This is a genomic window from Microbacterium sp. NPDC055988 (assembly GCF_042269505.1).
Lineage (GTDB): Bacteria > Actinomycetota > Actinomycetes > Actinomycetales > Microbacteriaceae > Microbacterium.
This window is the reverse complement of the sequence record NZ_JBHJXY010000001.1, coordinates 186,339-204,596: the sequence shown is the minus strand read 5'-3', so window position 1 is coordinate 204,596 and position 18,258 is coordinate 186,339. Positions and strand designations below refer to the sequence as shown.

General features: G+C 68.2%; 17 protein-coding genes. 13 read left to right on the top strand and 4 right to left on the bottom strand.

The genetic code is table 11. The features are described from left to right. Nucleotides 1-52 precede the first annotated feature (52 nt). Nucleotides 53-442 (top strand): hypothetical protein, encoded by a 390-nt coding sequence (locus ACFC14_RS01040; protein ID WP_376100642.1) that lies wholly within the window; start codon nucleotides 53-55, stop codon nucleotides 440-442. 76 nt (nucleotides 443-518) lie between these two features. On the opposite strand, the gene aceB is transcribed toward ACFC14_RS01040, so the two are convergent. Together aceB and aceA are read right to left on the bottom strand one after the other, a co-directional pair. Further along, nucleotides 519-2,174 (bottom strand): malate synthase A, encoded by a 1,656-nt coding sequence (gene aceB / locus ACFC14_RS01035; RefSeq protein WP_376100640.1) that lies wholly within the window; start codon nucleotides 2,172-2,174, stop codon nucleotides 519-521. Between the two features lie 106 nt (nucleotides 2,175-2,280). Beyond that, nucleotides 2,281-3,606 carry an isocitrate lyase gene (aceA, locus tag ACFC14_RS01030; protein ID WP_376100638.1) on the bottom strand — a complete coding sequence of 442 codons (1,326 nt, stop codon included), beginning with the start codon at nucleotides 3,604-3,606 and terminating at the stop codon, nucleotides 2,281-2,283. 133 nt (nucleotides 3,607-3,739) lie between these two features. Between aceA and ACFC14_RS01025 the strand changes: the two genes are divergently transcribed. The 8 genes from ACFC14_RS01025 (at nucleotide 3,740) to ACFC14_RS00990 (ending at nucleotide 13,041) form a co-directional block, all read left to right on the top strand. Next, nucleotides 3,740-5,212 carry a helix-turn-helix domain-containing protein gene (locus ACFC14_RS01025; RefSeq protein ID WP_376100637.1) on the top strand — a complete coding sequence of 491 codons (1,473 nt, stop codon included), beginning with the start codon at nucleotides 3,740-3,742 and terminating at the stop codon, nucleotides 5,210-5,212. A 260-nt stretch (nucleotides 5,213-5,472) separates the two neighbouring features. Further along, nucleotides 5,473-7,017, top strand: a complete 1,545-nt coding sequence (locus tag ACFC14_RS01020; protein ID WP_376100636.1) for a glucoamylase family protein — start codon at nucleotides 5,473-5,475, stop codon at nucleotides 7,015-7,017. A 37-nt stretch (nucleotides 7,018-7,054) separates the two neighbouring features. After that, a complete protein-coding gene (locus tag ACFC14_RS01015; RefSeq protein WP_376100635.1) occupies nucleotides 7,055-7,681 on the top strand; it encodes a TetR/AcrR family transcriptional regulator in 627 nt (208 codons plus the stop codon). A gap of 253 nt (nucleotides 7,682-7,934) precedes the next feature. Next, on the top strand, nucleotides 7,935-9,038 hold the full coding sequence (locus tag ACFC14_RS01010; RefSeq protein ID WP_376100634.1) for an ABC transporter substrate-binding protein: 1,104 nt from the start codon (nucleotides 7,935-7,937) through the stop codon (nucleotides 9,036-9,038). Beyond that, entirely contained in the window at nucleotides 9,038-9,835 is a 798-nt protein-coding gene (locus ACFC14_RS01005; protein ID WP_376100633.1) for an ABC transporter ATP-binding protein, read from the top strand. Before ACFC14_RS01010 ends, ACFC14_RS01005 begins: the two co-directional genes overlap by 1 nt. Beyond that, nucleotides 9,828-10,676: an ABC transporter permease gene (locus ACFC14_RS01000; protein ID WP_376100632.1), complete on the top strand. Its 849-nt coding sequence runs from the start codon at nucleotides 9,828-9,830 to the stop codon at nucleotides 10,674-10,676. Before ACFC14_RS01005 ends, ACFC14_RS01000 begins: the two co-directional genes overlap by 8 nt. A gap of 108 nt (nucleotides 10,677-10,784) precedes the next feature. Beyond that, nucleotides 10,785-12,164 carry an NtaA/DmoA family FMN-dependent monooxygenase gene (locus tag ACFC14_RS00995; RefSeq protein WP_376100631.1) on the top strand — a complete coding sequence of 460 codons (1,380 nt, stop codon included), beginning with the start codon at nucleotides 10,785-10,787 and terminating at the stop codon, nucleotides 12,162-12,164. Then, nucleotides 12,157-13,041 carry a ribokinase gene (locus ACFC14_RS00990; RefSeq protein WP_376100630.1) on the top strand — a complete coding sequence of 295 codons (885 nt, stop codon included), beginning with the start codon at nucleotides 12,157-12,159 and terminating at the stop codon, nucleotides 13,039-13,041. The genes ACFC14_RS00995 and ACFC14_RS00990 overlap by 8 nt, the downstream gene beginning before the upstream one ends. Nucleotides 13,042-13,045: 4 nt before the next feature. Here ACFC14_RS00990 and ACFC14_RS00985 read toward each other — a convergent pair whose 3' ends face one another. After that, nucleotides 13,046-13,651 (bottom strand): PadR family transcriptional regulator, encoded by a 606-nt coding sequence (locus tag ACFC14_RS00985; RefSeq protein WP_136040715.1) that lies wholly within the window; start codon nucleotides 13,649-13,651, stop codon nucleotides 13,046-13,048. 102 nt (nucleotides 13,652-13,753) lie between these two features. Between ACFC14_RS00985 and ACFC14_RS00980 the strand changes: the two genes are divergently transcribed. The 3 genes from ACFC14_RS00980 (at nucleotide 13,754) to ACFC14_RS00970 (ending at nucleotide 15,266) form a co-directional block, all read left to right on the top strand. Continuing rightward, on the top strand, nucleotides 13,754-14,263 hold the full coding sequence (locus ACFC14_RS00980) for a flavin reductase family protein (protein WP_376100629.1): 510 nt from the start codon (nucleotides 13,754-13,756) through the stop codon (nucleotides 14,261-14,263). Continuing rightward, the gene (locus ACFC14_RS00975) at nucleotides 14,260-14,694 is read left to right on the top strand and encodes a riboflavin kinase (protein ID WP_376100628.1); all 435 of its coding nucleotides are present in this window, start codon (nucleotides 14,260-14,262) and stop codon (nucleotides 14,692-14,694) included. The genes ACFC14_RS00980 and ACFC14_RS00975 overlap by 4 nt, the downstream gene beginning before the upstream one ends. A 98-nt stretch (nucleotides 14,695-14,792) precedes the next feature. Beyond that, nucleotides 14,793-15,266: a hypothetical protein gene (locus ACFC14_RS00970; RefSeq protein ID WP_376100627.1), complete on the top strand. Its 474-nt coding sequence runs from the start codon at nucleotides 14,793-14,795 to the stop codon at nucleotides 15,264-15,266. Between the two features lie 25 nt (nucleotides 15,267-15,291). On the opposite strand, the gene ACFC14_RS00965 is transcribed toward ACFC14_RS00970, so the two are convergent. Then, nucleotides 15,292-17,064, bottom strand: coding sequence for a GAF domain-containing protein (locus ACFC14_RS00965; RefSeq protein WP_376100626.1), 1,773 nt, complete (start codon nucleotides 17,062-17,064; stop codon nucleotides 15,292-15,294). A gap of 281 nt (nucleotides 17,065-17,345) precedes the next feature. On the opposite strand from ACFC14_RS00965, the gene ACFC14_RS00960 reads away from it, so the two are divergent. Beyond that, entirely contained in the window at nucleotides 17,346-17,990 is a 645-nt protein-coding gene (locus ACFC14_RS00960; RefSeq protein ID WP_376100625.1) for a response regulator, read from the top strand. Nucleotides 17,991-18,258: the final 268 nt, after the last annotated feature.

The following is an 18,258-nucleotide window of genomic DNA, read 5'->3' as shown; positions in this document are numbered from 1 at the left end:
AACGTTCTACCTGCGGGCTCGGCGAGGAGCGTCAGCGGATGGAGGAGACATCATGCGGATCAAGGAACCGTCAGCCCAGGTGGGCTATCTACTCGTCGTCGTCATCGGGGTGACGCTCACGGTCATTCCGTTGATGGTCGTCAACTTCGATCTCGGGTTCGCGTGGGCGGTGGTGTCTCTGATCGCCGCCGTGGCCGTGGCCGCTCGGACCTTTCGCGGGCGAGAAGAGTCGGACGCTCCTCGGCCCTGGTGGAAGATGACGAGCACACGGGCTGGTGGCATCGTCCTCAGTGCGTTGTTCCTCATCCAAGGAGTTGTCACCTCACTCGGAGCACTCCAGTCCCCGAACCCGCCTCTCGTCTTCGTGGGCGGTGCGACGTGGCTGACGGTGGCGGCTCTTTACCTGAGCTCGGCGATCAGGAACAGGGCCGTCTCGCCGTAGGCCGGCGCGTAGGCGGCACGCGGAAGAGCCCCCGGACCACGGCGAAAGCCGCAGCCCGGGGGCTCTCTCCGTGCGCTCAGTCCTCGTCGATCAGGAACCGGCTGTAAGCGCCGAGGGTGAGGAAGGTGGGGAACTCCTCCTTCAGGGCGACTTCGCGGAAGATCTCCGCCGCATCGTCGTACCGATCACCGTGACTGCGCGTCGCCTGCGCGAGCACCTGGGTGATCAGCCCCTCGATGTACTCCGCCGTGATCGGGGAGCCGTCCTGCGTCGATCGGTCCTGATGGATCCACTGCCAGACCTGCGAGCGGCTGATCTCGGCCGTCGCGGCATCCTCCATCAGGTTGTCGATCGCCACGGCGCCGAGTCCGCGCAGCCAGGCCTCCAGGTAGCGGATGGCGACCGACACGTTGTCCCGCACGCCCTGCGCGGTGATCGGCCGACCGATGTGCAGGTCGAGCAGGTCGCGGGCCTCGACGTGCACGTCGTCGCGCTGACGGTCGACCTGGTTGGGGCGGTCCCCCAGCACGGCGTCGAACTCCGCCTGAGCGGTGGGGATCAGGTCGGGGTGTGCCACCCAGGTGCCGTCGAAGCCGTCTCCGGCCTCGCGCTTCTTGTCGGCGGTGACCTTCTCGATCGCGCGTGCCGTCACCTCGGGGTCGCGGCGGTTGGGGATGAACGCGCTCATGCCGCCGATCGCGAAGGCGCCCCGCTTGTGGCAGGTCTGCACGAGCAGGTCGGTGTACGCCCGCATGAACGGCACCGTCATCGTGACCTCGCTGCGGTCGGGGAGCACGAAGCGCGCTCCGCGGCCGCGGTAGTTCTTGATGATCGAGAAGATGTAGTCCCAGCGACCGGCGTTCAGCCCCGCGCAGTGATCGCGCAGCTCGTAGAGGATCTCGTCCATCTCGAACGCCGCCGGCAGCGTCTCGATCAGCACGGTCGCGCGGATCGTGCCGTGCGGGAGACGCAAGTACTCCTCGCTGAACGAGAACACGTCGTCCCACAGCTTCGCCTCTTCACTCGATTCGAGCTTGGCGATGTAGAAGTACGGTCCGCGTCCTCCGTCGATCAGCGCCTGCGCGTTGTGCAGGAAGTAGAGGCCGAAGTCGACCAGCGATCCGGATGCCGAGGTGCGACGACCGGCACGGTCCATGAACGCGATGTGCTTCTCGGGCAGGTGCCATCCGCGCGGGCGCATCACGATCGTGGGCGTGCGCTCGGCCGTCACGCGGTACTCCTTGCCTTCCGGCGAGGTGAACGACAGCTCGCCGCGGATGGCGTCCCGCAGCGAGAGCTGGCCCTCGATGACGTTCTTCCAGGTCGGACTCGTGGCGTCCTCCTGGTCGGCGAGCCACACCCGGGCCCCGGAGTTCAGGGCGTTGATCGTCATCTTCGGGTCGGTCGGCCCGGTGATCTCCACGCGGCGGTCCTCGAGGCCGGGCCCGGCGCCGGCGACCCGCCACTCGCGGTCTTCGCGGATGTGCGCCGTGTCGTCGCGGAACTTCGGGTCGTGTCCGTTGCCGATCTCGAAGCGGCGGCGCATGCGGTCGGCGAGGCGGTCGTGACGGCGGGAGGCGAACCGGTGGTGCAGCTCGGTGAGGAAGGCGATGGCCTCGGGGGTGAGGATCTCGTCGTACCGGTCGCGCAGGGCGCCGGTGACCTCGATCGCGGGACCCTGCTGAGTCGTCTGGATCGGAGCCGTGGTCGGGGGAGCGGTGGGAGTGGTCATGATCGTGAGTCCTTTACGTGTGCTGAGACCCCGGCTTGTCGCCGAGACCCCGGGCTGTGGATGCTGACAGCGAGGGGTCTCGACGAGAACCGGGGGTCTCGACGGATCAGTGGAACTGCGCGGCTTCGGTGGAGCCGGCGAGGGCGAGCGTCGCGCTGTCGGGGTTGAGCGCGGTGGAGATGACGTCGAAGTAGCCGGTGCCCGCCTCGCGCTGGTGCTTGGTGGCGGTGTAACCGTGGGCTTCGGCGGCGAACTCGGCTTCCTGCAGCTCGACGTACGCGCTCATGGCGCGATCGGCGTAGCCGCGGGCGAGGTCGAACATCGAGTGGTTCAGGGCGTGGAAGCCGGCGAGGGTGATGAACTGGAACTTGTAGCCCAGGTCTGCCAACTCCTGCTGGAACGTCGCGATCTCGGCGTCCGACAGGTGCTTCTTCCAGTTGAAGCTCGGCGAGCAGTTGTAGGCCAGGAGCTTACCCGGGAACTTCTCGTGGATGGCTGCGGCGAAGTTGCGCGCGAGCTCGATGTCGGGCTCTCCCGTCTCGACCCACAGCAGGTCCGCGTAGGGGGCGAAGGCGAGTCCGCGGCTGATGACCGATTCCAGACCCGGGCGGATCCGATAGAAACCCTCGGTGGTGCGCTCGCCGGTGGTGAACTGCTGGTCGCGCTCGTCGACGTCGCTGGTGAGCAGGTCGGCGGCGAGGGCATCCGTACGGGCGATGATGACGGTCGGCACACCCGCCACGTCGGCGGCGAGGCGAGCGGCGTTCAGGGTGCGGATGTGCTGCTGGGTGGGCACGAGCACCTTGCCGCCGAGGTGACCGCACTTCTTCTCGCTGGCCAGCTGGTCCTCCCAGTGGATGCCCGCGGCTCCCGACTGGATGAGCGACTGCGCGAGCTCGTAGGCGTTCAGCGGTCCGCCGAAGCCAGCCTCCGCATCGGCCACGATCGGCGCGAGCCAGTCCTGCGTGATCTCACCCTCGGCGTGCTCGAGCTGGTCCTGACGGATGAGCGCGTTGTTGATGCGGCGCACGACCGCCGGTACCGAGTTCGCCGGGTACAGCGACTGGTCGGGGTAGGTCTGACCGGCGAGGTTGCCGTCGGCGGCGACCTGCCATCCGGAGAGGTAGATCGCCTTGAGGCCTGCCCGCACCTGCTGCACGGCCTGACCTCCGGTGTAGGCGCCGAGCGCCCGGACGTAGTCCTCGGTGTGCAGGAGGTTCCAGAGGTTGTCGGCACCGCGGTGCGCGAGGGTCGACTCCTCCCGGACCGAGCCGCGGATGCGGATGACGTCTTCGGCCGAGTAGGTGCGCTCGACGCCGTCCCAGCGGGGATCGGTGTCCCAGATCTCCTGGAGCTCGGCGGCCGTCTGAACCTGGTCGCCGGCTCGCAGACCGGCGGGGCGGGGCGTCGGGGTGTGGGCGGTGTTCGTCATGGTGTCTCCTCGGTGGATCCGGCTGCGGTGCCGGGGTGGCGTGGTTCCACTGTGGGTGAAGTTCGGGATATCCAACGACCGATTTCGGAGAGAAGATCGTGTGAAATTCTGTTTCTGTGACAGAATCGCCGCCATGAGCCCATCGACGAGCTCAGGGACCCAGAGCTCTGAGGCAGAAGAGACCGACGCCCTCACGATCGGTCGACGGATCCGCCGGCTCCGTACGGCGAAGGGGATGACTCTCGACGACCTGGCCTCGGCCGTCGATCGGGCTCCGAGCCAGATGTCGATGATCGAGACCGGCAAGCGCGAACCCAAGCTCACGCAGCTGCAGGCGATCGCCCGGGCTCTCGGGGTCACGATCGACGCGCTGCTGGAGGGTGAGCCGCTCGACGAGCGCAGTGCCATCGAGATCGCCCTGGAACGCGCGATGAAGGGGCAGACGTTCCAGGCGCTGGGCATCGAGCCGTTCCGCATCGCGAAGAGTCTGCCGACGGATGCGCTGAAGGCCCTGCTCGCGCTGCACGGGGAGATCGACCGGCTCAAGGACGAGCGCGCCGCGACGCCCGAGGAGGCCCGGCGGGCGAACGTGGAGCTGCGGCACCTGATGCGCCGGCAGGACAACCACTTCGCCGACCTCGAGACGAAGGCCGCCGAGATCCTCGCCGCGGTCGGTCACCCCGGCGGCCCGCTGACGCAGCGCACCGCATCCGAGATCGCGGCCTACCTGGGCTTCACCCTGCACTACGCGCCCGACCTGCCGCAGACCACCCGTAGTGTCGCCGACCTCGCGAACGGCCGGCTGTATCTCTCCAGCAGCGTTCCCGCGAAGGGGGACGCCCGCACCGCGGTGCTGCAGGCGCTGTCGAGCCGTATCCTCGGCCACTCCGAGCCGCGCAGCTATGCCGAGTTCCTGCGGCAGCGCGTCGAGACCAACTACCTCACTGGCGCGCTCCTCATCCCTGAAGCGCATGTCGTGCCCGCGTTGAAGGATGCCAAGCAGCGGCGGGCGATCTCGATCGAAGACCTGCGCGACGCGTACTCGGTGTCGTACGAGACGGCGGCGCACCGCTTCACGAACCTCGCGACGCGTCACCTCGACATCCCGGTGCACTTCCTCAAGGTGCACGAGTCGGGCACGATCACGAAGGCGTACGAGAACGACGACGTGAACTTCCCGACCGATCGTCTCGGGGCCATCGAGGGGCAGATGTGCTGCCGCCGGTGGACCTCGCGGGTCGTGTTCGATGAGGACGACCGCTTCAATCCGTACTACCAGTACACCGACACCGGCAACGGCACCTACTGGTGCACCGCCCGGGTGGAGTCGTCGAGCGAGGGGTTGCACTCGGTGAGCGTGGGCGTGCGCTTCGACGACACGAAGTGGTTCGTGGGGCGCGACACCTCGCACCGCGGCGTCTCGAAGCACTCGGTCGAGGTGTGCTGCCGCCGGGCGCCCGCCGAGCTGGAAGGCCGCTGGCGCGAGAACTCCTGGCCCAACGTGAAGACGCCCCGCACGCTGCTGGCGACCCTGCCGACCGGTGCGTTCCCCGGAGTCGACACGACCGACGTGTACGAGTTCCTCGAGGCGCACGCTCCGCGCTGACCCCGTCCCCACCACCTCCGCTCCCCTCCCCGCCTCGCCTCCAGCCCTCGCCCCTCGCCTCCGGCCCAGCCCCCGCTCCGGTCGCACTTTCTGCCGCCCGGAAGTCGCGAGCGCGACAGAAAGTGCGACCGGAACCGACGGGGAGGCTCCTCCGCGGGAGGGGGGTTGAGTGAACACTGAACGCATGTTAGGTTTTCGCGTGTTGAGTGCGCCGTGATCAACGGCGCCGTTCTCGATGAGGAGACGCGATGAAGCGATGGATGAGCACGCTGGTGACGGTCGGACTGGTCGTCTCGGGACTGGCCCTCGCGGGGCCGGCCGCAGCGGGAGACGGACGCCAGGGCAACGCGGAGCTCAAGCGCTGGGCGCAGGACACCTGGGGTTCCCTGGTGGCGATGACCGACGAGGAGACGGGTCTTCCGGCCGACAACATCACCGGCGATCTGGAGACATCCAGCGCCTACACCTCACCGACGAACATCGGCGGCTATCTGTGGTCGACCGTCACCGCGCGCGACCTCGGCATCATCAGTGCCGACGAAGCGCGGGTCCGGTTGTCCGCCACGCTCGACACCCTTCAGGGGCTCGAGCGCAACGAAGCCAGCGGGATGTTCTACAACTGGTACTCGCCGACGACGGGGGAGAAGCTGACGACCTGGCCCGACTCCGGGGACCCCGTGCATCCGTTCCTCAGCACCGTGGACAACGGGTGGCTGGCCGCAGCTCTGCGCATCGTCGGTGAGGCCGATCCCGCGCTGGCTGCGCAGGCGGACGCCCTCTACGACTCGATGGACTTCGCCGCGTTCTTCGACCCCGCTGGTGCGGCCGGTCTTCCCGCCGGTACGAACCGCGGCGGCTTCTGGGAGCAGGCCCCGCCGGACTGCAGCGTCGCGGCTCCGATGTACAACGGATCGGGGGAGACCGCGTACTACACCTGCCACCACTACGACACGACGGTGAGCGAGAGCCGCATCGCCACCTACCTCGGCATCGCCAACGGGCAGATTCCGGCGACGGCGCTGTACGGCACGCACCGCACGATGCCGCCCGGCTGCGACTGGGCATGGCAGGAGCAGCTCCCCGAGGGCGAGTACCGCACCTACAGCGGAGTCGAGGTCTGGGAAGGCGCATACAGCTACGCGGGGATGTCGTTCGTTCCGAGCTGGGGCGGCAGCATGTTCGAGTCGCTGATGCCCGATCTCCTCGTCCCGGAGGCGAAGTGGGGGCCGAAGTCCTGGCGGCTCAACCATCCGATCACCGTGGCCGTGCAGAAGCAGCACGGTCTCGACGAGGCCGGATACGGCTACTGGGGGTTCTCGCCCGCGAGCGACCCGTTCGGTGGCTACGCGGAGTACGGCGTCGACATCGCGGGAATGCGGTCCGACGGCTACACGTCCGACGCCGAGAAGACCGACGTCGACATCGATCGGCCCGGGTGCGCGGCGGGCACGAATCCCTCCCCGGATTTCGGGGACGGCGTGGTGACCCCGCATGCGGCGTTCCTCGCGCTCCCCTATGACCGCAAAGGCGTGCTGAGCAACCTCGAGAGCATCGAGAACGACCTCGGCGCCTATGGTCCCGGCGGCTTCTACGACGCGGTCGCCGTGAAGAGCGGCACGATCGCCGAGCGCTATCTCTCGCTCGACCAGTCGATGATCATGGCCGCGATCGGCAACGAGCTCACGAAGGATAAGCTCAAGGACTACTTCGTGGATCGCGAGATGGAGAAGCTCCTGCGTCCCGCGATGCGACAGCAGGACTTCAGCTCGTCGTGGGGTGCGGGAGGCGACGGTCACCAGGGCTGAGCCCCTGCTTCCTCGCGTCGACAGACAGGAGCGCGCGGTGGGAACGGACGGGCAGTCGACGGCGGGGCGAGGTTCTCGTGGGCCCTACGCAACGGGGCAGGCGCGGCGGCAGGCGATCGTCGACGAGGCGCTGGTCGTCTTCTCCCGGGCCGGATTCCACGGCGGATCCCTGCGCGAGATCGCGAAGCGCGTCGGCGTGACGCCGGCCGGGCTCCTGCACCATTTCGCCGACAAGGAGGAGCTGTTCGCCGAGGTGCTGCACCAGCGCGACGAGAAGGTGCGGGCGGCGGCCGGCGACCCCGCCGAGCACACCCTGATCGAGCAGGCCAAGCGGGTCGTCGCGCACAACCAGACCTCGCGCGGTCTCACGTCGCTCTACGCCATCGTGTCTGCCGAGGCGACCGACCCCGAGCATCCGTCGCATGCCGATTTCGCCGCGCGCTATCGGGCGCGTGCCGATGAAGCCGTGGAGATCCTCCGTCGCGGGCAGGAGGCCGGAGAAGTCCGGGATGACATCGACCCCGCGCTCGCCGCACGTCTGATCAGTGCGGTCATGGACGGCATCCAGCTGCAGTGGCTTCTCGATGAGTCGATAGACATGGTTCCCCTCTTCGACGAGTTCGTCAGCCGCTACCTCTACCCGGCTGGCGCGCCCCAGTCCTGACTCGCCCCGCTCCGGCTTCGCCCCTCGCCCCACTCCCCGGCTTCACCCCCGCGTCCTCGAGCGCACGGGATCCTGCCGAGGGCACCGCCTATTCGCGTCAACACGCCGTGCGCTGGACGCGAAGCCGTGCGCTCGACGTGTGGGCGGACGGGGTGCACGCGTTCTCGCAAGTTTAGTTTGATCTTGCTTAGTCAATCTTGACTATGTTACTTTCGACGAGCCATCAATGACGAACGGCCGAGAAGGGACCCTCATGGCTACTTCCTCTGCGGAAACCCGATTCCGCATCACTGCCACCCTGACGTGCGTTCTCGCCGCCACGCTGACGCTCGGAGCATGCTCCGCGCAGACGCCAGGCGGCGATTCCGCCCCCACGAGTGCGAGCGACACCGACGCCTGCAAGCGCAATCGGGATGCCGGCACCATCACCTACATCTCCGGCTACGGCTACTCCGCCAGCGCCGGTCAGCTCGACGTGTTCCTCGCCGAGGAGCTGGGCTACTTCGACGACCTCTGCCTCGATGTGGAGATCAACGCCTCCGGCGCGAACGGGCAGCAGCTCGTCGCCTCCGGTCAGGCGCAGTTCACCGCGCTCGGCTCGGCATCCGATGTGATGCTGGCCGCGGCGAACAGCAAGAACCTCACGGCGGTCGCCACCTACGGCACCACCCCGCCGTTCTCGATCTTCGGCAACGAGAAGCTCGAAAGCCTCACCGACCTCGAGGGCGGATCGCTCGGATACTTCATCAACTTGACCCCGATCGCTTCGGCGATGCTCGACGAAGCCGGTGTCGACGTCTCGAAGGTCGAGATGGTGAAGATGACCAACTACGACCCGACCGTGGTGGTGCGCGAGCAGGTCGACGCGATCGTCGGCTACGCCTCCAACCAGCCGCAGTCGCTCAAGGCGCAGGACCTGCCGTTCAGTGAGTTCCTCCCCGCCGACCTCGGCGTCGAGGGCACGTACAACGTGATGGAGGTCAACTCCCGCTTCCTCGACGAGCACCGCGAGGTCGCCGCCGACTTCATGCGCGCGAGCCTGAAGGCACTGCAGTACTGCCTCGACGAGTCGGATGCCTGCATCGACAAGCTCGCGAAGCTCGCGGAGGACAACAACCAGGGTGCCGCGTTCCCGCGCGACCAGTTGGCCCGCACGTGGGAAGTGGAGTCCGCCTGGGTGCGCGAGAGTGCCGGCGGCAACCCCGGTGTGCAGAACGAGTCCATGTGGGAGCCCGAGTACGCGCTCGTCAAGAAGTACGGCGACGTGAAGAACCTGCCCGCGATCTCCGACATGATGGATGCCGACCTTGTCGCCGACCTCTACGACGGTGACACCCTGACCTGGACCGCGAAGTGATGGCGGGCGCACAGGGAGCAGGCGTCGAGGTCAGAAACGTCTCGAAGTCCTTCGGCGTCGACGGTGCTCGGGTCACGGTGCTCGACGACGTGAGCCTCACGATCGGCATGGGCGAGTTCGTTTCCGTGATCGGCCCGAGCGGCTGCGGCAAGTCCACGCTGCTCAAGGTGGTCGCGGGTCTCCTCGACGCCGATTCCGGCACCGTCACGATCGACGGCGAGAGCGTCACCGCGGCCTCGCGTGACAAGAAGATCGGTCTCGTGCCGCAGTCTCCGGCGCTGCTGCCGTGGAAGACCGTGCGCGAGAACGTCGAGCTGCCGGTGCGCATCAACGCCAAGGCGAACACCGGACGCGCACTGCGCGATCCGGCCGAGCTGCTGGCGACCTTCGGGCTCGGTCAGGCGATGAAGAAGTACCCCGGCCAGCTCTCGGGCGGCATGCAGCAGCGTGCCGCGATCGCGCGGGCGTTCGTGTTCGACCCGGCCATCATGCTGATGGACGAGCCGTTCTCGGCCCTCGACGAGATGAACCGCGACCTGCAGCGGATCGCCCTGCTGGAGTTCTGGCAGTCGAACCGCAAGGCCGTCATGTTCGTCACGCACTCGGTGCCGGAGGCGATCATGCTCTCCGACCGCATCGTGGTGATGGCCGCGCACCCGGGGCGCATCGCCCAGGTGATCGATGTGAACCTGCCGAGGCCGCGCACCGAGGAGGCCTACGCCACGGACGAGTTCCGCGAACTGGAAGCAGTCGTGCGCGGTGCGCTGCGCGCGCAGACGGAGAAGGCCCATGTCTGAGCTGACGATGAGAGACACGACCGCGACGCTCGCGACCGCCCGCCTGAAGGCGCAGCCCCGCCGCGGCGTTCCGACCTGGCTGCGCTGGGGAGCGTGGGGGCCCACCCTGATCACCTTCGTGATCGCCGCTCTCCTCTGGCAGGTCGTGGCCTGGACCAACCCGTACGTGCTTCCGACGCTGGAGGCGATCGGTGCCAGCCTCGTCGACGACGCCGGCATGTACTGGTCGAACTTCCTCGTCACGCTGCTCGAGGTCGTGGTCGGCGCTTCCGCCGGCATCCTCGCCGGCTTCCTGCTGGCCGTGATCATGGCAGAGTTCCAGATCATCGAGCGCGCCGTGATGCCGCTCGTGATCATCGTGATGGTGACCCCGATCGTGGCGATCGCCCCGGCACTGGTCGTGGCGTTCGGCTTCGGCATGGTGCCGAAGTTCATCGTGACCGGGCTCGTGGTCTTCTTCCCGATGCTCGTGAACTCGCTGGCGGGGCTCCGCGACGTCGACCAGAAGGCGCTCGACGTCTTCAAGACGCTGCACGCTTCGCGATGGGAGATCTTCCGCGAACTGCGCTTCCCCGGCAGCATGCCCTACGTGTTCGCGGGACTCCGCATCGCCCTGCCGCTCGCCGTCGTCGGCGCCGCGGTCGCCGAGTTCGTCGCTGCGGGACAGCAGGCCGGACTCGGCTCGCTCGTCACGACATCGGCTGCGCAGGCGAACCTGGCCGTCACCTGGGCCAGCATCGCCCTGCTCTGCCTCCTCGGCGTGCTCCTGATCATCGTGCTCGCCCTGGTGCGCAAGCGCGTGCTCTGGTGGAGCGACGGCGAGGTCACGGCGAAGGGCTGACGCGGCATCCGCATCCCGGGACGGACCCCCGTCCGTCCCGGGGTTCCTCCGGCGTGCCCGGAATCACTCCACAACGAACAGATCCACCCCCAAGGAAGGCACCCGCACATGACCGATCAGAACACCGTCAAGCAGCTGCGTCTCGGCCTCTTCGAGAACGCGCAGGCGAACGACTCCGGCACCGCGACCTGGCGGCACCCCGATAACGGGCGCTACCTGTTCGACAAACTCGAGTACTGGCGCGACACCGCGCGCATGGTCGAGGACGCCGGGTTCGACTTCCTGTTCCTCGCGGATGCCTGGGGGTGGGCGGACGTCGCCGGCGAGCGTCCCGACATCTGCTCCGTCGAAGGCCTCGACCTTCCGCGTCTCGACCCGGCGATCATCCTCGCGGCCCTGATTCCCGAGACCACACGTCTGGGGCTCGTCGCCACCGGATCCACGCTGCTCGAGCCGCCCTACTCGTTCGCGCGCCGCATGGCGACGCTCGACATCCTCTCCGGTGGTCGCATCGGCTGGAACGTCGTCACCACCGGCACCGCCGACACAGCGGTGCAGGGCTTCGGCGTGCCGATGGTCGGTCACGATGAGCGCTACCTGATGGCCGACGACTTCATGCAGGTCGTCTACAAGCTGTGGGAGCAGGCGTGGGAGGAAGGGGCTCTGGAGCGCGACAAGTCCGGCCGTTTCGCGGACCCCTCCAAGGTGCACCGCATCGCCCACGACGGGCCCTACTTCCGCTCGCACGGTTACGGCAACACCTCGCGCTCGCCGCAGGGAACCCCGGTGCTGTTCCAGGCCGGGGCATCGCCGGCCGGCCGCGAGTTCGGCGGTAAGCACGGCGAGGTCATCTTCGTGGGCAGCGGCTCGGTCGAGCAGCTCCGTGCGCACTCCTCGGCGATTCGTGAGGAGGCCGTGAAGAACGGCCGCGCGGCAGACGAGGTGAAGATCATGTCGGCGTTCGCCGCGATCGTCGGCAGCACGGAAGAAGAGGCACAGCGCAAGTACGCCGAGGTCGCCGACGCGCAGAACCCCGATGTCACTGTCGCCTCCTACGCCTGGTTCACCGGGCTCGATCTGTCGGCGTATGCGCCGAACACGCCGATGTCGGAGCTCAGCACCGAGCTCTCCCAGACGCAGGTCGCGCGCTTCGCCGACAAGACCGTCGGCGACGTGCTCGGCGACTGGCATGCGCACGGCGTCGGCGCCCGCCCGATCGTCGGCACGCCCGAACAGGTGGCGGACCGGATGATCGAGCTCGCCGACGGCGCCGACCTCGACGGCTTCCTGTTCGCCCCCGTCATCCCGCCGGCGTCGACCGTCGACTTCATCGAGCACGTTCTGCCGATCCTCAAGGAGCGCGGCGCGATCGTCGAGCCCTCGTCGGAGCCGCAGTCGCTGCGTGAGCGCCTGATCGGAACTCCGACTTCGGCGCTCGCCGACTCGCACACCGGATCGCAGTACCGACGGACGATGTCGCGTGTCTGACACCCTCACCGGTGTCGCCGTCGTGGGGAGCGCGAACCTCGACCTCGTGGTCGAGGTCTCGCGCCCCCCGCGCGTGGGCGAGACGCTCCTCGGTCGGGCGGGAGGCCGTTTCTCCGGAGGCAAGGGGCTGAATCAGGCCGTCGCCTCCGCCCGCAGCGGAGCACCGACGCGGTTCTGCGCCGTGGTCGGCGACGATGAGGCCGCTGACGTGCTGCAGCAGACCTTGACGGATGCCGGGGTGGGGGTGTCCGTGCGACGCAGTGCCACTGCTCCGACCGGCGTCGCCCACGTGTTGGCGTTCGACGATGGTGACAACAGCATCATCGTCGCGGCCGGCGCGAATGCGGAGCTGACGCCCGAAGATGCCGCGGCGGGAGTCGCGGACGCGGCGGTCGTCCTCGCTCAGCTCGAAGTGCCGCTCGAGAGCGTGGCTGCCGCGCTGCGAGCGGGCCGGATGGCCGGAGCAGTCACGATCCTCAATGCTGCCCCCGCGCACCAGGGAGCCATCGAGATGCTCTCGGATGTCGACGTACTGGTCGTCAACGAGACCGAATGCGCGGAACTCGGCGGCATCGACGGATTGCACGCGTCGGGCGCGCGGATCGTCGTGCTCACCCAGGGTGCCGGGGGAGTGACGCTGCACCGCGCCGGGCGCGGCCCCGTGCGCGTCGATGCGTTCCGGATCGACCCGGTGGACACGACCGGGGCTGGTGATGCATTCTGCGGCGCGCTCGCCGCGGCCCTCGCGCAGGGTGAGGCCATCGAGGCCGCCCTGGTCCGCGCCAACGCAGCCGGGGCGGTCGTCGCGCAGCACCGCGGCGCGACGACGCCGGAGCTCTCACCCGCATCGATCGCGGCGCTCGTGGCCTCGCGCTGAGCGGCTACTTCGAAGACGCGGCGTCAGTCGGTGCCGCACCCTCGGCGGCCTCGCCCGCGAATGTGTACTCGCCGGCGCGCAGGCGCTCCAGCAGATCGAGCAGCCACTGCTTCTCGGCGGTGAGACGGGCGGTGGAGAGGTCGAAGATCTCCCGTACGTACTTCGGCGTCGTCTCGGAACGCAGTGTGTCCTGCACGTCGAAGCCGTTCTGTGTGATGATCGCGTCGCTCTTGATGAGGCGGTGCTCGAGGCCGGCGATCACCTCCTGTCGGCTCAGTACGAACATGAACGAGGCGACGGTCATGATCGCCTGCGTGTCGAAGGCCGCGACGTTCCAGAGGTTCTCGCGCAGCATCCGTTGCAGCTCCACCTCGCCCGCCGGAGTGATGCGGTAGGTCGTGCGTGCGGGACGCTTTCCCTCGCTCTCGGTTCCGCTCTCGGCGATGTAGCCGTCGACCTCCAGGGCGCGCAGGGCGTTGTAGATCGATCCGGGCTGGATGTGAGCCCATTCATCGACGTGCCAGGTCATCAGCTCGCGGCGGAGGAAGTACCCGTGCACGGGCTGGAACTGCTTCACAGCGCCGAGGACGACGAGGCGGGTGGTCGACATGTCCCTCATGCTAACGGCAGCTCTCGCGCATTCCTGTTGTTTGCACGATCAAACTTGGCTATTATTCAAACTAGTCAAAGTTGACTATGGAAGGAAGCCAGAATGACGACTGCCATGACCGACGCCCTGCCGCGAGACCTCTCCCTCCGCCGGGCCTTCTCGGTGTATCCGACCGGCGTCGTGGCCCTCGCCGCGCACGTCGACGACCGTGCCGTCGGAATGGCGGTCAACTCCTTCACCTCGATCTCGCTTGAACCCGCGCTTGTCGCGATCAGCGCCGCTCGGACGTCGAAGACCTGGCCGGTACTCCGCGAGGTGCCCGAGCTCGGCATGAGTGTGCTGGCCGCGCACCACGAGCCGCTCAGTCGGTCGCTCTCGGCGCGCGAGGGCGACCGTTTCGGCGGGCACGAGTGGCAGCGCACCGACGGTGGTGCCGTGCTGATCTCGGATGCCGCGCTCTGGCTCACCTGTCGCCTGCACAGCACGTTCGACGGCGGGGATCACGAGATCGCGCTGTACGAGATCGGCGACATCACTCTGTTCGACGATGTCGAGCCACTCGTCTTCCACCAGAGTCGCTATCGGTCCATCGCAGGCTCCGAGAGAGCGTGAGCACTCCGCCGCTCCCGACCATCGTCGGCGTGGTCGTGCCAGGCGACGGGCGGGGGCGCGAGCTCGGCTTCCCGACGGCCAACCTGGCGCTCGACCTCGACGGCCTGCCTGCCGACGGGATCTACGCGGCATGGACGCGTATCGACGATGACCCCGAGGTCTGGCCGGCGAGCGTCAGCGTCGGGACGAATCCCACTTTCGCGGGCGACCGAGACAGGCGGGTCGAGGTGCACCTGCATGATGTGGATCTCGATCTATACGGTCGGACACTGGCGGTCACGCTCGTCGCTCGTCTGCGCCCCACGCTGCACTTCGAGGGGATCGAGGCGCTGGTCTCGCAGAGCGAGGACGATGTCAGCCGGTGCCGCGTGCTCCTGGCCGGTCGCGATCGAGATGGGGTACGTGACACGTCGCGCTCGTGCGATCGCTGAGCGGAGGTGTGAGCGGGGGCCGAGCGGGAGTGAGTACTGTTTTACATTTCACTCCTGTGGTACTTTCGCCGAATCACCCAACATCCGGAGGAATTCCCATGCTCGTTCGCCCGAAGACCACGTCCCTCGCATCCGCCGTCCTGGCGCTCACGCTGTCGCTTACAGGCGTGTCGTCGGCCTCTGCCACGACGGGTCACGGCGCATCGGAGGTCACAGCCGCGACGAGCTCCGGCGTGCATGCCGCGGCGCTGGACGCCGCTCTCGATCCGCGCCTCGCCTCCTCGACTGATCTGGATCTGCTGATGCTGCTCATGACGGGGCGCGGGACGATCGCCGATGCCTATCCCGAGCTGATCGCCGAGCTCGGGATCACCGTCTCCAGTCAGTCAGAAGCGGACGCGATGGCACCCGTCGCCCAGCAATTCCTCGCCGTCTCGCCGGCGTTCTCCGCCAACTGGGCGCCCGCGATCAGGAGCACCGACCCGGCCGTGGTCGCCGAGGGCATCTCGGGGTTCATGACCGACTTCCTGGCCTATGTCCAGTCGTACTGCCGACCCTCGTGCACCGTCTGAACCGGGCATCCAGCCTCGCCCGTGCTCATGCCGACGCAGTCCCGGGCGGATCGTTGCGCGCGCGATCCTCGCGGCGACGTGCCTCCGTGGTCGCCGGTCCACCGGGGGCCGGAGGGCGGGGCACCCTCCAACGCGCCACGGTTCCCCGCTCCGTCTGTTGATCCAGCGTGAACGTGCCTCCGTGCAGCGCAGCGCGCTCGGCGAGGTTCTCCGTGCCGCCGGGGTCGCCGGGCGATGCGGCGACCCCGTTGCCGTCGTCCTGCACCGCGACGACCACCTCGTTCTCCGAGACGGTGAGGATGACCGCGCTGTTGCGAGCCCGCGCATGGTGGGCGACGTTGGCGAGGGCCTCGCGGACGACGGCGATCACATCATCGGCGAGTTTCCCGGTGACGACCGGGTCGACCGGACCGACGAACGTGATCGTAGGGGCCGACGGCAGCGCGGGAGTCAGCTCCGTGATCACGTCGAGCACCCGCTTGCGCACCGGGCGGTCCTTGCGTTTCCCGTGGCGCGTGCGGAGTGAGAAGATCCCCGACCGGATGTCGGTGATGGCGGCGTCGATCTCAGTGACGTGCTGCTCGAGCTCCTCCGCGTGGCCCGGCTGGGTGGCGGCGAACGCCTGCAGGCTCATTCCCGTCGCGAACAATCGTTGGATCACGTTGTCGTGCAGGTCGCGGGCGATGCGGTTCCGCTCTTCGATGATGTCGAGCTGCTGCCGATCCTCCCGGGCCCAGGCGAGCGAGGTCGCCACACCCGCCTGGACGACGAAGTCGGAGATGGCATCGATCTCGCTCGGAGAGAAGCTGCCACCCGATGCCCCACGAGTGACGCACAGGGCTCCGATCGCATGACCGGCAGCGACGAGCGGGACGGCCACGGTCGGCCCCGCGGCATCCTGGTTTCCGGCGAGGCTCGTGTGCGTGGCTTCGTCGGTGAGTCGTCCGCTCGACATGCTCCCACTCGCGATCGCGACCGCGGCGATCGACGTCTGCGCAGGGAGTACTCCGTGCTCGAAGGCAGCGGACAGCGACCCGTGAGCCGCGTCGATACGGAGGTGATCGGCGTCCGCATGGACGACGATCGTGACGAGGTCGCAGGACACGACGTGAGTGACGCATTCGGCGATGACATCCAGGATGTCTTCGCGCTCGGGAGTCAGCAGGGCTGCGCGGAGATCGGACAACGCCCGACTCAGCCGCCTTTGACGGCGGGCTTCCTCGTGCTCGCGCGCATTGCGGATCGTGAGGGCAGCCGTCGCCGCCAAAGATCCGATGAGCTCTTCATCCTCGAGTGTGAAGACCCCGGTGCGGCGGTTCGTCAGCACGAGGACGCCGCACACCTCGCCCTGCGACCGGATCGGGACCCCGAGAAAACCGTCCCGGGGCGGATGATGCGCGGGAAAGCCCGGGGACCGAGGATCATCGCTCAGCTTGTTCAGCCGGATCGTACGGCCGCTGTCGAGCACGGCGTTGACCAGACTGCCCGGTTCCGGCAGGTCGGCGATCGTCTGCGCGCTTCCCTTGTCCACGCCGACGCCGACGCCGACGCCGACGCCGACGCCGACGCCGACGCCGACGCCGACGCCGACGCCGACGTGGACGAAACGCTCGACGGCTCCGGCCGCATCGATCACGATGAGAGCTCCGTCGCGCGCTTCGATGAGATCAGCGGCCGCGCGGACGATCCGGTTGAGAGTCCTGTCGGCATCGGGTTCGGGGCCGGACGCGTCCGGCGTGGAGTCGTGAAGGCCGCGAAGCTGGCGGCGAGTGGCGAGGAGCCGGGTGGCGCGTGTCACGGGAGCATCGTTCCCGTCGTCCTGCTGGTGGCGGGGCGTGATATGCGTTTGTGTCGGCATCTGTCCTGCATCCCTCCACCTTCCCCGGAGACCGACCCGTCTGCAACGCTCAGCCGGTATATGGCAGACGCGTCGCCGACCGCGTGCGCGGTCGGCGACCTGCGTACCCGATCGGCGGGGACCATGGTCCCCACATATGCGACGAGAAGGCCGTTAGGGTGCCAGGGGCGCCGCCGGGCGACCCCGGACGAGCGACCGGCAGGAACAGGAGCGAGTGGGCGATGACGGCAGTGTTCCTTGTCGATGATCATGAGATGGTGCGAAGGGGCGTCGCCGGTGTGATCCAGGCCACCCCGGACCTCGAGGTCGTCGGGGAGGCGGGAGCCTGCCGCGAGGCGACGCGACGGATCGCGGCCACGCTTCCTGACGTCGTCGTCCTCGATGTGCACCTCCCCGACGGCAGCGGGATCGACCTGTGCCGCGCGATCCGGCAGCGGCATCCTGCGATGCGGTGCCTGATCCTCACGGCCTACGACGACGATGACGCGGTGATCGCGGCAGTGATGGCCGGCGCGGACGGTCACCTGCTCAAGACCGTCCGTGCGGCGGACCTGCCGGATGCGGTGCGCGCTGTCGCTGCGGGCCGCCGGTTGCTCGACCCGGCGGCGGTGCGTCGAGCGACCGGGCAGCTCACTCCCGGATCGACTGATTCGGCCGATCCGCGATTCGCGTCCCTGAGTCTGCGTGAACGGCAGATCCTCGCGCTCATCGCCGATGCGCTGACGAACCGACAGATCGCGGACCGTCTGGGTCTCGCCGAGAAGACGATCAAGAACTACGTCACGTCGATGCTCGGGAAGCTCGGGTTCACCCATCGGACGCAGGCGGCGGTCTTCGAGCTCTCGCGGATCCATGACGTCGGCTGACGGCCGAGGGACGAAGGGCCCTACGGCCGTGTTCCTCCTGAGTGAGGGTGGCAGAGGGCGATCGACGCCCGACGAAGGGGCGAGACCGTGAGCAGTGCGATCCACAGCGATTCCGCTGGGCTGCGCGCGATCGGGATGAACGGCGGCGCGAACGAACATGGGAGCGTTCGACCGGTGATGGGGACTGCGCGGTCGGCCAGGGGGAGCCGTCCGGGTGGTCGCGGGGCCGTACGGGTGGCTGTGGGAGTCGCGCGGATGGCTGTCCGGG

Coding starts and splice junctions, on each gene's coding strand:
- ACFC14_RS00960 (WP_376100625.1), top strand. CDS start 17,346: ATGACGGCAGTGTTCCTTGTCGATGATCATGAGATGGTGCGAAGGGGC.
- ACFC14_RS00970 (WP_376100627.1), top strand. CDS start 14,793: ATGCTCGTTCGCCCGAAGACCACGTCCCTCGCATCCGCCGTCCTGGCG.
- aceB (WP_376100640.1), bottom strand. CDS start 2,174: ATGACCACTCCCACCGCTCCCCCGACCACGGCTCCGATCCAGACGACT.
- ACFC14_RS01040 (WP_376100642.1), top strand. CDS start 53: ATGCGGATCAAGGAACCGTCAGCCCAGGTGGGCTATCTACTCGTCGTC.
- ACFC14_RS00980 (WP_376100629.1), top strand. CDS start 13,754: ATGACGACTGCCATGACCGACGCCCTGCCGCGAGACCTCTCCCTCCGC.
- ACFC14_RS01010 (WP_376100634.1), top strand. CDS start 7,935: ATGGCTACTTCCTCTGCGGAAACCCGATTCCGCATCACTGCCACCCTG.
- ACFC14_RS01020 (WP_376100636.1), top strand. CDS start 5,473: ATGAGCACGCTGGTGACGGTCGGACTGGTCGTCTCGGGACTGGCCCTC.
- aceA (WP_376100638.1), bottom strand. CDS start 3,606: ATGACGAACACCGCCCACACCCCGACGCCCCGCCCCGCCGGTCTGCGA.
- ACFC14_RS01005 (WP_376100633.1), top strand. CDS start 9,038: ATGGCGGGCGCACAGGGAGCAGGCGTCGAGGTCAGAAACGTCTCGAAG.
- ACFC14_RS01000 (WP_376100632.1), top strand. CDS start 9,828: ATGTCTGAGCTGACGATGAGAGACACGACCGCGACGCTCGCGACCGCC.
- ACFC14_RS00985 (WP_136040715.1), bottom strand. CDS start 13,651: ATGTCGACCACCCGCCTCGTCGTCCTCGGCGCTGTGAAGCAGTTCCAG.
- ACFC14_RS01025 (WP_376100637.1), top strand. CDS start 3,740: ATGAGCCCATCGACGAGCTCAGGGACCCAGAGCTCTGAGGCAGAAGAG.
- ACFC14_RS00995 (WP_376100631.1), top strand. CDS start 10,785: ATGACCGATCAGAACACCGTCAAGCAGCTGCGTCTCGGCCTCTTCGAG.